The sequence below is a fragment of the Protofrankia symbiont of Coriaria myrtifolia genome, assembly GCF_900634755.1.
Taxonomy (GTDB): Bacteria; Actinomycetota; Actinomycetes; order Frankiales; family Frankiaceae; genus Protofrankia; species Protofrankia coriariae.
In genome coordinates this window covers 1-12,395 of record NZ_CAAAFS010000268.1, presented here as the reverse complement: position 1 = coordinate 12,395, position 12,395 = coordinate 1, and the positions used below count along the sequence as shown (strand labels likewise).

The window sequence follows — 12,395 nt, the reverse complement described above, 5'->3', positions numbered from 1 at the left end:
AGGGAGGTGATACGGCGGATGTCGTCGGGCAGGTGCAGGGGCAGGCCGGTGTGGGTGGTCCAGTCGGGGCCGTAGGCGCTGGTGGCGGCGCGGGCGAGGTCGGACGCGAAGGTGTGGGCGTCGGGGTGGCGGTCGGCGGGCTGTTTCGCCAGGGCGCGCAGCACGACCTGGGCGATCGGGTCGGGGACGCCGTCGAGGAGCGGGGGCGGGTCGGTCCGGTGCTGACGCCAGAGGGCCTGCACGGGCTGGTTCGGGTTGAAAGGCGGCCGGCCAGCAGCTGGTAGAGGACGACCCCGAGGGAGTACAGGTCGGTGGCGGGACTCAGACGTCCTGTATCGATCTGTTCGGGGGCCATGTACAGCGGGGTGCCGGCGATACCGCTGGCGGTGGCGGTGACGCCCTCGAACAGTTTCGCGATCCCGAAATCGCCGACTTTCACCGTGCTGTCGGCGGCGAACAAGATGTTGTCGGCCTTGATGTCACGGTGCAGCACCCCGCGGGAGTGGGCGTGGTGCAAGGCGGTGGCCACGGCCAGGCCCACCGCGCAGCCCTGCGGGGGGCTGAGGTCGCCGCGGCGGCGGGTCAACGTGCCGCCGGGCAGGAGTTCCAACACGACCAGGCACAGCCCGTCGACCTCGTCGTAGTCGTAGATCCGCACGATGTGGGGATGGTCGAGCCCGGCCAGGGTGCGCGCCTCGGCGGCGAACCCGGTCACGGTCACACCCTCGGCGCCGTCGACGGCCATCACTTTGATCGCGACCGGGCGGCCCATTCGCCGGTGCTGCCCGGCCAGCACCAGACCGAACGCGCCCCGGCCCAGCTGGGCGCCCACCGTGTAGCCGGGCAGCGCCGCGACGACCTGCTCCCGATCGATGATCATGATGTGGTGGGGCGGGTCCACCGCGTCCTGTATGTCCCCATCATGGTGCGCTCAGTGTAGCCGCGGCCACGGGTAGGGATGAGACGCGCGACACCCTCCAGCGCCCAGTCGCGCTCAAGGTCCACCGGTCCATAGCGCCAACCCGCACCCGACCGGCCCGGTGGCGGCGTCCAGCTGGGCGTTGCCTCTTTCTGTCATATCTCGGTGGCCCCCGTGGGGAGCCGGACCCGAACCCGGACCGGCTCCCGGCTCGGTCGCTGGACTGCTTGCATGACCATGATGATGTGTGTATAAGTTTTCATCCATGGGGATGACAGCGGCGGTGGCCGGGGCAAGTGGGTACGCGGGTGGGGAGCTGCTGCGTCTGCTGCTCGGGCATCCGGAGATCGAGGTCGGCCCGCTGGCGGCGGGGTCGTCGGCCGGGCGGGACGTCGTCGAGGTCCACCCGCACCTGCCCGACCTCGCGGGCCGGGCCTTCGTCGACACGTCGGCTCTCACCGAGGCCGACGCCGACATCGTCTTTCTCGCGTTCCCGCACGGCGCGTCCGCCGGCGTCGCGGCAACGCTGCCGGACAGCGTCCGCGTCGTCGACCTGGGCGCCGACCACCGGCTCGCCGACGCCGACGCCTGGCGCCGGGCCTATGGTGGCGAGCACGCGGGCACGTGGACGTACGGGATGCCGGAGCTGCCCGCGGCGCGGGATGCGATCCGGGTCAGCAGCCGGGTGGCGGCCCCCGGCTGCTATCCGACCGCGGTCACCCTCGCCCTCGCCCCGCTGCTGGCCGCGGGGCTGGTCGAGACCGAGGACATCGTTGTCGTGGCGGCCAGCGGCACCTCGGGCGCCGGCCGGTCGCCCAAGGTGAATCTGCTCGGCAGCGAGGTCATGAACGACCTGACCGCCTACAAGGTCGGCAACCACCAGCACCGCCCGGAGATCCTGCAAGCCCTTGGCGGGCTGGTCGACACGCCTGTGTCGATGTCGTTCACCACGGTCCTGGCGCCCATGCCGCGCGGCATCCTCGCCACCTGCACCGCCCGTCTCGAACCGGCGGTGACCACGGACGCGCTGCGCGGCGCGCTGCTCACGGCCTATGCGGGCGAGCCGTTCGTGCGGGTCCTGCCACCCGGACGCTGGCCCCACACCGCGGCGACCTTCGGCGGCAACGCCGTCCACCTGCAGGTCACGGCGGACGAGCAGGCGGGACGGGCGGTGGTTGTCGCTGCCATCGACAACCTGTGCAAGGGCGCCGCCGGGCAGGCGTTGCAGTGCGCGAACCTCATGCTCGGCCTGCCGGAGAGCACCGGCCTGACCGCGCAGGGAGTGGCCCCGTGACCCAACCCGCCACCGGCGGCGCACCACAGTCATCCAGTCATCCGCGGGCAGGAGGCGTGACCGTGAGGATCGAATCATGAGCGTCACGGCGCCGGCCGGTTTCCGGGCCGCGGGAGTGGCGGCCGGGCTCAAGCCCTCCGGGCGTCCGGATGTCGCCCTCGTCGTCAACGACGGCCCGCTCGACACGGCCGCGGGTGTGTTCACCCGTAACCGGGTGCAGGCCGCGCCGGTGCGATGGTCCCGGCAGGTGCTCGCCGACGGCCGGCTGCGTGCGGTCGTGCTGAACTCCGGCGGCGCCAACGCCTGCACGGGCCCGGCCGGCTTCGCCGACACGCACCACACCGCCGAGCACGCCGCGGCCCTGCTCGGGCTGGGGGCTGGTGAGATCGCCATCTGCTCGACCGGGCTGATCGGGATACGCCTGCCCATGGACCTGCTGCTGCCCGGCGTGGCCAAGGCGGTCACCGAGGTGTCGGCGACCGGTGGCGCCGCCGCCGCCGAGGCGATCCGCACCACCGACACCGTCAGCAAGCAGGCGGTGCGCGCGGCGGCGGGAGTCACGGTCGGCGGGATGGCCAAGGGTGCCGCCATGCTCGCGCCTGCGCTCGCCACGATGCTGGTGGTGGTGACCACGGACGCGGTCGTCGACCCGCCGACCGCCGACCAGCTGCTGCGGGACGCCTGCCGCACCACCTTCGAGCGGGTGGACTCCGACGGCTGCATGTCCACCAACGACACCGTGCTGCTGCTGGCCAGCGGCGCGTCCGGGGTGCGTGTCGACGCCGGGACGCTCGGCGGGCTGGTGGCCGACACCTGCGCCGACCTGGCCGGGCAGCTGGTCGCCGACGCCGAGGGCTCGACCAAGACGATCGCGGTCACCGTCACCGGCGCGGCCGGCGAGGACGACGCCCTCGAGGTCGGCCGGGCGGTGGCCCGGTGCAACCTGCTCAAGTGCGCGCTCTACGGCAACGACCCGAACTGGGGCCGGGTGCTCGCGGCGGTGGGGACCACCCGTGCCGCGTTCGAGCCCGACGCCGTCGACGTCGCGATCAACGGGGTGTGGGTGTGTCGCGACGGCGCACCGGGGGAGCCGCGTGAGCTCGTCGACCTGACCGGCCGGGAGGTCGCCATCCGCATCGACCTGCGCGCCGGCGGCAGCGAACTGACGGTCTGGACGAACGACCTCACCGACGGTTACGTCTACGAGAACTCGGCGTACTCGACGTGAGCGCCGCACCCGCCCCAGGCCGGCCGGCGACGCTCGTGCGGGGCCATGCCGCCCTGGCCAAGACCCAGGTGCTCATCGAGGCACTGCCCTGGCTGTCGCGCTTCCACGGCGCCACCATCGTGATCAAGTATGGCGGGCACGCGATGAAGGACCCGGCGCTGCGCGAGGCGTTCGCTGCCGACGTGGTCTTTCTGCGCTACGCGGGCCTGCGGGTGGTCGTCGTCCACGGCGGCGGGCCGCAGATCACCGCGCATCTCAACCGGCTGGGGGTCGAGTCGGTGTTCGCCGGCGGGCTGCGGGTGACCACCCCGGAGACGATGGAGATCGTTCGGATGGTGCTGGTCGGCCAGGTCAACCGGGACGTCGTCGGGCTGGTCAACAACCACGGCCCGTTCGCCGTCGGCCTCTCCGGTGAGGACGCCAACCTGTTCACCGCCCGGCGGCGCCCGGCGATCGTGGACGGCGAGGAGGTCGACATCGGCCTGGTCGGCGATGTCGTCGAGGTCGCCCCCGAGACGGTGACCGCCCTGCTCGACTCCGGCAAGGTCCCGGTGGTCGCCACGGTGGCCCGCGGGATCGACGGCGGGGTGTACAACGTCAACGCCGACACCGCCGCCGCGGCGCTCGCCGCCGCGCTCGGCGCGGCGAAGCTGGTCATCCTCACCGACGTCGAGGGACTGTACGCGGACTGGCCGCACAGCGACGAGGTGATCAGCGAGCTGACCGCCGGTGAGCTGGCAGGCCTGCTGCCCACACTGGCCAGCGGCATGATCCCGAAGATGGAGGCGTGTCTGCGGGCGGTGCACGGCGGTGTCCCGCAGGCGCACGTCCTCGACGGCCGGGTGGCGCACGCCGTCCTGCTGGAGGTCTTCACCGACGACGGCATCGGCACCCTGATCACACCGGACGCCGCCCCGGCGGCGGCCGCTCCCGCGCAGCCCGCCCGCCCCGCCGCGGGCGCCACCGCCACGGCCACCACTGCCGTGGACGGCGCTGCCGCGGCCGGCACCGTCCTGGCGGGATCCGTCCCGGGCCGGCTCGCCGTGCCCAACGGTGTTCCGGACGGTCCCGTCACGGGACCGAGCACGTCAACCTCTGCTGTAGGAGCAGACCCCGCCACGGGAGGAGCCCTGTGAACGACGACCTGCTCAACCGCCGGGACGCTGTGATCATGACGGCCTACGGCCGTCCGCCGATCGCGCTCGAGCGCGGGGCGGGGACCAGGGTGTGGGACGCCGACGGGCGTGCGTACCTGGACCTGATCGCCGGGGTGGCCGTGAGCGTCCTCGGGCACTGCCACCCGGCGGTACAGGAGGCCGTCCGCGACCAGATCGGCCGCCTGGGCCACGTGTCCAACCTGTACGTGAACGAGCCGCAGATCGTCCTGGCCGAACGTCTGCTGGGGCTGCTCGGCGGCGCCGACGGCCGGGTGTTCTTCTGCAACTCCGGCGCGGAGGCCAACGAGGCCGCCATCAAGATTTCCCGGCGGACGGGCCGCGAGGAGATCGTCGCGGCCGAGGGCTCGTTCCACGGGCGGACCCTGGGCGCTCTGTCGATCACTGGTCAGCCGTCCAAACGGGCGCCGTTCGAGCCGCTGCTGCCCGGCGCGCGTTTCGTCCCCTACGGTGACGCCGCGGCGCTGGCGGACGCGGTCGGCGAGCGCACCGCCGCGGTGTTCCTGGAACCGACGCTGGGCGAGGGCGGCGTGGTCGCCCCGCCGGCGGGCTATCTGAAGGCGGCCCGCGGGATCTGCGACCGCGCCGGCGCGCTGCTCGTCCTGGACGAGGTGCAGAGCGGTATCGGCCGGGCCGGCGCCTGGTTCCTGCACCAGGTCGAGGGCGTCGTCCCGGACGTTGTCACCCTCGCCAAGGGGCTCGGGGGCGGTCTGCCGATCGGGGCCTGCGTCGGCTTCGGCCCGGCGGGGAAGCTGCTGCGTCCCGGTGAGCACGGCAGCACCTTCGGCGGGGGGCCGGTCATCTGCGCGGCCGCGCTCGCCGTGCTGGACACCATCGAACGGGACGGTCTGATCGACAGCGCGGTGCGGGTGGGGGGCCTGCTCACCGACGGGATCCGCGGCGCAGGCGCCGCGGGCGTGACCGGGGTCCGCGGCCGTGGGCTGTGGCTGGCGATCGAGCTCGACGCGCCGTTCGCCGCCGCCTTCGAGACCGCGGCCCGTCAGGCGGGCTTCCTGGTCAACGCGGTGAGCGCGGACGCGGTTCGGCTGGCCCCACCGCTGGTGCTCTCGGCCGCGGACGCCGACGAGTTCGTCACCGCGCTGCCGGCCATCGCCGACCAGGCCGTGACCGCCGCCAGCGCCGACAGGACCGACGGCGCGGCCGGCACCGACGGCACCGGTGGCGGCGCGGCAGCCGGGTCGGCACGGCCCACCACCGGACGTTCTAAGGTCAGCGCATGACGGTGCACTCCGACAGCGTCCCGCGTGTGGGGACCCGGCGTGTCGCGAAGCGGCATGCCGGGGATATGGCCCCGCGCCCGCCGGCGCTCCCCACCATGTCCACCCTGGACGCCGTCTCATGACGATCCGGCACTTCCTCCTCGACACCGACCTGACCTCGGCCGAACAGGCCGCCATCCTGGACGCGGCGGACCGGCTGAAGGCGGCCCGCCGCACGGGCGACCGTACGGGCAGCGGCGGGCCCGGGCCGCTCGCCGGCCGGTCGGTGGTGCTGCTGTTCGAGAAGCCCTCCACCCGGACCAGGCTGTCCTTCGACGTCGCCGTGGCCGAGCTCGGCGGGCATCCGGTGATGGTGGACGCGGCGACCACCCAGCTCGGCCGGGGCGAGTCCATCGAGGACACGGCCGCCGTCTTCAGCCGGTACGTCGACATGGTCGTCATACGGACGTTCGCGCAGGAGCGGTTGGAACGGCTGGCCGCGGCCGCGTCGGTGCCGGTGGTCAACGCGCTGTCCGACCACGCCCACCCGTGTCAGGCGCTCGCCGACCTGCAGACGATCCGGGAGAAGAAAGGCGCCCTGGCCGGGCTGACCCTGGCCTATCTCGGGGACGGGAACAACGTCGCGCACTCGCTGGTCCTTGCCGGCGCGCTGGCCGGGATGCGGGTGCGGGTCGCCTCCCCGCCCGGGTACGAGCCGTTCGAGCAGGTGGTCCGGCAGGCCAACGAGATCGCCACCACCACCGGTGGGGAGATCGTGGTGACCCACGACCCGCTGCTGGCCGCCGCCGGCGCGGACGTGCTCTACACCGATGTCTGGGCGTCGATGGGCCAGGACGACCAGGACGAGAGCCGGTCGCTGGTCTTCCAGCGGTACCAGCTGGACGAGAAGGCGGTCGAGGCGGCCGACGACGACGTGATCGTCATGCACTGCCTGCCGGCACACCGCGATCTGGAGATCGCCGGTTCCGTGATCGACGGCCCTCGCTCGGTCGTCTTCGACCAGGCCGAGAACCGGCTGCACGCGCAGAAGGCGCTCCTGTCGTTCCTGCTGGATCCGTCCCTGCTGGACGAGCGTGACCGGGCCGCCGGCCGGCCGGGTGACGCGGCGGCGCACCCGCTCCCCGCCGCGCTGACCGGGCAGGCCACGCCATGACGGGCCGCCAGGGTCACGCCACCGCGACCACCACGCAGGCGGCCGGAGCCACCGCGACCACTCGGGCGGGCAGAGCCACCGCAACCACCCAGGTGGCCAAAGCCGCCACGGCCGCGCAGGTGGCCGGGCCGCAGGGGCACGAGAGCGCCGTGGCCGCGCAGCCGCCCGCGACGGTGCGGCACGCGGCCGCGCCGCTGACCAAGCACGCCCGCCAGGTCAGGCTCGCGGCCCTGATCGCCCGGCAGCCGGTGCGCTCGCAGACGGAGCTGGCCCGGCTGCTGGCGGCCGAAGGCGTCCAGGTCACGCAGGCGACGCTGTCACGCGACCTGGAGGATCTCGGCGCGACCAAGGTGCGCAGCCCACAGGGCGGGCTCGTCTACGCCGTCGACGTCAACCTGGCGCCGGCCGAGTCGGTGCGGCTGCCGCTGGGCCGGCTCTGCGAGGAACTGCTGGTCTCGGCCGAGGCCAACGGTGACCTGCTGGTCCTGCGGACCCCGCCGGGCGCCGCGCAGCTGTTCGCCTCGGCCCTGGACCGCGCGTCGCTGCCGGAGGTCATGGGCACCATCGCCGGGGACGACACGGTGCTGGTGGTGTGCCGGTCGGCCCGGGTGGCCGCCGGCAGCCCGCCCACCGCCGGTGACGGTCCCACCGGGCCCGAGCTGGCCGCCCGGCTGCTCGGCCTAGCCGAGGGCCGCGCCCGCGACTCCTTCGTCGGCCTGGTCGACCCCGGCTCCGCCCCAGGCGGCTAGCCGACCGGTTGGCCCGACAGGTTCAGCCACGACGGCCAGCCACTCTTCAGCCGCCTGACCGGCGGGAGCGTCGGTCAGACGGCTTGGATGCGTTCCACAATCGATCAATGACCCGTGATCGAGCTTCGTCGAAGCATGAAGGTGAGGGACGGACGGTCGTCGCGGTAGCCGTTTCCGTACCCATTTTCTCGACCGAAGCGCTTTCCCGGCCAGAACAGGACGGGGACCACCCACCGATGCTCCAGGTACGGGCCCGGAAAAAGGTACGGGCCCGGAAAACACGGGCCCTGGCGACAGCCGTTGCCGGGGCCGGGCACAACGCCTGACAGGCACACCAAAGCCTGACGGGCACAACGGCACGACAGCCCAGGGGCACATCCCGGGCCACAGCCCGGGAACGCGGAAACGCAGAGAGGAAAGGTTGATCAGCGGTGACTGACCGCGTGGTACTGGCATATTCGGGTGGTCTGGACACGTCCGTGGCCATCGGGTGGATCGGCGCGGAGACCGGTGCGGAGGTCGTGGCTCTGGCCGTCGACGTCGGTCAGGGTGGTGAGGATCTCGAGGTGATCCGGCAGCGTGCCCTGACCTGCGGGGCGGTGGAGTCGGTCGTGGTCGACGCGCGGGAGGAGTTCGCCCGCGCGTTCGTCGCCCCCGCCATCCGGGCGAACGCCCTGTACATGGACCGCTATCCGCTGATCTCGTCACTGTCGCGGCCGGTGATCGTCCGTCACCTGGTGGAGGCGGCGCGCACCTTCGGCGCCGGGGCCATCGCCCACGGCTGTACCGGCAAGGGCAACGACCAGGTGCGTTTCGAGGTCGGCGTGATGGCGCTGGCACCGGAGCTGAAGGTGCTGGCGCCGGTACGCGACTCGGGGATGACCCGGGACAAGGCGATCGCCTTCGCCGACGAACGCGGCCTGCCCATCGACGTGACGGCACGTTCCCCCTACTCCATCGACCAGAACCTGTGGGGACGCACCGCCGAGTGCGGCGTGCTCGAGGATCCGTGGGCGCAGCCGCCGGAGGACGTCTTCGTCTACACCGCCGACCCGACGCTCGCGCGGGACCCGGACGAGGTGACGATCGGTTTCGTCGACGGCCTCCCGGTCTCCCTCGACGGCCGCGCCCTGCCGCTGCCGGAGCTGGTCGCGGAGCTGAACACCCGCGCGGGCGCGCAGGGCGTCGGGCGGATCGACCTGATCGAGGACCGGCTGGTGGGGATCAAGAGCCGGGAGATATACGAGTGCCCGGCGGCGATCACCCTGCTGACCGCCCACCGTGACCTGGAGGACCTCACCCTCGAGCGTGACCTCGCCCGGTTCAAGCGCGGGGTGGACCAGCGCTGGGCCGAGCTGGTCTACGACGGCCTGTGGTACTCGCCGTTGCGGGCCGCGCTGGACGCGTTCGTCGATGACGCCAGCGTCCGGGTCAGCGGCGACGTGCGGATCCGGCTCGCCGGCGGGGTCGCCCAGGTGGTGGGACGGCGCAGCGAGGCGAGCCTGTACGACCACGCGCTGGCGACCTACGACGCCGGCGACCAGTTCGACCAGCGCGACGCCCGCGGCTTCATCGACCTGTGGGGTCTGCCGAGCAAGGTGTGGGCCGCCCGGGAACAGCGGCTGGCGCGGTGAGCGTGTCGGCATCCCAGCCACCGACGGCCTCCGAGCCGGCCGCGTCCGAGCCGGCGGAGCCCGCCTCGTCGGCGTCACCTACGAGGTTGTGGGGTGGGCGTTTCGCCGGCGGCCCGGCGCAGGCGCTGGCCCGGCTGTCGGTCAGCGTCCAGTTCGACTGGCGGCTGGCCCCCTACGACCTGCGGGCCTCCGGCGCCCACGCCCGGGTGCTGCACCGCGCCGGCCTGCTCGACGACGGCGAGCTCGCCGCCGTCCTGGCCGCGCTCGACGACCTGTCGGAGGCGGTGCGTACCGGGAGCTTCCGCCCCACCGTGGACGACGAGGACGTGCACACCGCGCTGGAGCGGGGGCTGCTCGAACGCCTCGGCGCGCTGGGGGGCAAGCTGCGGGCCGGGCGCAGCCGCAACGACCAGGTCGCCACCGACCTGCGGATGTACCTGCGGGATCACGTCCGCCAGGTGGCCGCCCGCCTGATCGAGCTCCAGCAGGCCATCGTCGACCAGGCGGCGGCGCACGTGGACACCCCCGCCCCCGGGATGACCCACCTCCAGCACGCCCAGCCGATCTCGTTCGCCCACCAGCTGCTGGCGCACGTCCACGCGTTCGCCCGGGACGTCGACCGGCTGCGGGACTGGGACCGCCGGGCCGCCGTGTCCAGCCTCGGGGCGGGGGCGCTGGCCGGTTCCTCGCTGCCGCTGGATCCGCACGGCGTCGCCGTCGAGCTGGGTTTCGACTCGGCGTTCGAGAACTCCATCGACGCCGTCTCCGACCGTGACTTCGCCGCGGAGTTCCTGTTCGCGGCCGCGCTGATCGGCGTGCACCTGTCCCGGCTCGGCGAGGAGATCGTCCTGTGGACCAGCCGCGAGTTCGGCTGGGTCGAGCTGGACGACGCCTTCGCCACCGGCAGCTCGCTCATGCCGCAGAAGAAGAACCCGGACGTCGCCGAGCTCGCCCGGGGCAAGTCCGGCCGCCTGATCGGGGCGCTCACCGGGCTGCTCACCACGCTCAAGGGGCTTCCGCTGGCCTACGACCGTGACCTGCAGGAGGACAAGGAGCCGGTGTTCGACGCGGTCGACACCCTCCTGCTGGTGCTGCCGGCTACCGCCGGGACGGTGGCCACGATGCGGGTGCGCCGCCAGCGCCTCGCCGAGGCCGCTCCGGACGGGTTCGCGCTGGCCACGGACGTGGCCGAACACCTCGTCCGCGGCGGGGTGCCCTTCCGGGAGGCACACGAGGCGGTCGGGCAGCTCGTGGCCTGGTGCGTGGCGCACGACGTCGGCCTCGAGGACGTCGGCGCCGAGCAGCTGGCGGCCATCAACCCCCGGCTGACCCCGGGCGTGCGCTCGGTGCTGTCCGTCCAGGGAGCGTTGGAGGCCCGCTCGGCTCCGGGCGGGACGGCGCCGGCCCGGGTGCGCGAGCAGTTGGCCGCGGTCATCGAACGCCTGCACCGGGACCGCGAGTGGGCGGGGAGCATCTGAGCGTCGCGGACCGGCGGTTCTACGCGCGGCCGCCGCTGGATGTCGCCCGCGACCTGCTGGGTGCCCGGCTGTGCCGAGGCGGGGTCGTCGTCCGGCTGACCGAGGTCGAGGCCTACGGCGGCCGGGACGATCCCGCCTCGCACGCGTTCCGCGGCCCGACCCCGCGGTGCGCGGTGATGTTCGGGCCACCCGGGCACCTGTACGTCTACTTCGTGTACGGGATGCACTGGTGCGTGAACATCGTGTGCGGGCCGGCCGGCGCGGCGGCCGCTGTTCTGCTGCGCGCGGGTGAGGTGGTCGAGGGGGCGGCGGATGCCGTGCGCGGCCGTGCGCACCTGCGCCGGGCGGAACTGGCCCGGGGCCCGGGACGGCTCGCCCGGGCGCTGGCCGTCGACGGTTCCCTCAACGGCGCCGACCTCGTTCTCGGCGTCCCCGGCGCCCCTGATCCCCTCGACGTTTCCTCTGATGTCCCCGGACCCACCGGTATCCCCGGTGTTCCTGAGGCCACCGGCCCTGGTGGCGGGGCGGGTGCTGCCGGTGGGCGTGCCACGCCGTTCGGGCTGCCTGGTCCGTCCATGCCGTCCATGCCGTCCATGGGCGGAGGTGTGCTCACGGGAGGTGCGCTCGTGGCCTGCGTCGGCCGCCGGATCGACGAGACCCGGGTCGCCCGCGGGCCCCGGATCGGGATCAGGGCCGCCCGGGACCGGCCATGGCGGTTGTGGATCGCCGGGGATGCGTCGGTCAGCTGCCCGCGGCGCGACCAGCGGAGGCTGCCCGTCTCCGCGTCCTCGCAGCCTCTGCTGGCGCCGTCCTCGCAGCCAGCGCCGCCTCCACCGTCGGCATCGCCGTCACCGTCTGCCGGGACGGCAGCACCGGCGGGAGCGGAACGGGATTCGTCCCTGACGCGGGACCGTCCCTGATGAAAGCCCGCGGCCACGCCCTTGCCCCGAAGTCCCTTGTCTCGAAGCGGTGTCTCCAGGGCACCGTGCCGCGGGGCGCCGCGTCAGGAAGCTCCTGGCCACAGCTCTGCCGGGCGGACCGGTGGGAGGCCCGCGGCGTCAGCGGCCGAGATCATGGCTGCCACGGCCCGTCGCCGTCGTCCCTCGTGGTCTCCGTCGAGCCGGAGCGGTGGCAACGGATCGTCTCCGGCCTGGGACGGTGGTCGTCCTCGTGGCCGTGCGGCCGACCTGTGCGATGGCAGCCAGCGATATTCGCATATCAGACGAGCGCGTCAAGGCGACATTCGGATGCTGTGATGTACATCACAGATCAAAAAGCCCCTGGCGTTTGACGATCCCGTCGGCCATCCGTAATGTTCTCTCTTGCCGGCAGAAAGCCGGGAGACATCCGAACCAGATTCACTGCTCGGATGGCCCCCATTCCCGGCCCGACGCTCACTGTGAGTGTTCGGGGGAGTCGTCGAGGCGGCCACCGGATGATCCGGGGCGGTTTGACTCAACGAAATTCCGACAGTAACTTCGAGAAGTTGTCCCGGACGGACATCGAAAGATGTTCGGCGGTGAA

Annotated in this window: 10 protein-coding genes; 9 read left to right on the top strand and 1 reads right to left on the bottom strand. The window is 73.1% G+C overall.

What is annotated here, in order from left to right; all coding sequences use genetic code 11:
* Positions 1-901 (bottom strand): serine/threonine-protein kinase (locus CM1CMNOD_RS15135; protein ID WP_242625458.1); only part of this gene is annotated, 901 nt, incomplete at its 3' end.
* A gap of 283 nt (positions 902-1,184) precedes the next feature.
* On the opposite strand from CM1CMNOD_RS15135, the gene argC reads away from it, so the two are divergent.
* The 9 genes from argC (at position 1,185) to CM1CMNOD_RS24495 (ending at position 11,791) form a co-directional block, all read left to right on the top strand.
* Entirely contained in the window at positions 1,185-2,213 is a 1,029-nt protein-coding gene (argC, locus tag CM1CMNOD_RS15130) for an N-acetyl-gamma-glutamyl-phosphate reductase (RefSeq protein WP_013874474.1), read from the top strand.
* Positions 2,214-2,289: 76 nt separating this feature from the next.
* Positions 2,290-3,441 (top strand): bifunctional glutamate N-acetyltransferase/amino-acid acetyltransferase ArgJ, encoded by a 1,152-nt coding sequence (gene argJ, locus CM1CMNOD_RS15125; protein ID WP_013874473.1) that lies wholly within the window; start codon positions 2,290-2,292, stop codon positions 3,439-3,441.
* The gene (gene argB / locus CM1CMNOD_RS15120; protein WP_013874472.1) at positions 3,438-4,577 is read left to right on the top strand and encodes an acetylglutamate kinase; all 1,140 of its coding nucleotides are present in this window, start codon (positions 3,438-3,440) and stop codon (positions 4,575-4,577) included. The genes argJ and argB overlap by 4 nt, the downstream gene beginning before the upstream one ends.
* The gene (locus CM1CMNOD_RS15115) at positions 4,574-5,857 is read left to right on the top strand and encodes an acetylornithine transaminase (RefSeq protein ID WP_013874471.1); all 1,284 of its coding nucleotides are present in this window, start codon (positions 4,574-4,576) and stop codon (positions 5,855-5,857) included. Before argB ends, CM1CMNOD_RS15115 begins: the two co-directional genes overlap by 4 nt.
* Positions 5,858-5,975: 118 nt before the next feature.
* Positions 5,976-7,010: an ornithine carbamoyltransferase gene (gene argF, locus CM1CMNOD_RS15110; RefSeq protein ID WP_131774049.1), complete on the top strand. Its 1,035-nt coding sequence runs from the start codon at positions 5,976-5,978 to the stop codon at positions 7,008-7,010.
* Between the two features lie 149 nt (positions 7,011-7,159).
* Positions 7,160-7,759, top strand: a complete 600-nt coding sequence (gene argR / locus CM1CMNOD_RS15100; protein WP_076843810.1) for an arginine repressor — start codon at positions 7,160-7,162, stop codon at positions 7,757-7,759.
* Between the two features lie 431 nt (positions 7,760-8,190).
* Entirely contained in the window at positions 8,191-9,393 is a 1,203-nt protein-coding gene (locus tag CM1CMNOD_RS15095) for an argininosuccinate synthase (RefSeq protein WP_013874467.1), read from the top strand.
* 2 nt (positions 9,394-9,395) lie between these two features.
* Positions 9,396-10,871: an argininosuccinate lyase gene (argH, locus tag CM1CMNOD_RS15090; protein WP_050803808.1), complete on the top strand. Its 1,476-nt coding sequence runs from the start codon at positions 9,396-9,398 to the stop codon at positions 10,869-10,871.
* A complete protein-coding gene (locus CM1CMNOD_RS24495) occupies positions 10,853-11,791 on the top strand; it encodes a DNA-3-methyladenine glycosylase (protein ID WP_013874465.1) in 939 nt (312 codons plus the stop codon). Before argH ends, CM1CMNOD_RS24495 begins: the two co-directional genes overlap by 19 nt.
* The last annotated feature ends 604 nt before the right edge of the window (positions 11,792-12,395 follow it).

Bases quoted from the DNA above. Each gene is read 5' to 3' on its own strand.
- argC (WP_013874474.1), top strand. From the start codon at position 1,185: ATGGGGATGACAGCGGCGGTGGCCGGGGCAAGTGGGTACGCGGGTGGG.
- argF (WP_131774049.1), top strand. From the start codon at position 5,976: ATGACGATCCGGCACTTCCTCCTCGACACCGACCTGACCTCGGCCGAA.
- argJ (WP_013874473.1), top strand. From the start codon at position 2,290: ATGAGCGTCACGGCGCCGGCCGGTTTCCGGGCCGCGGGAGTGGCGGCC.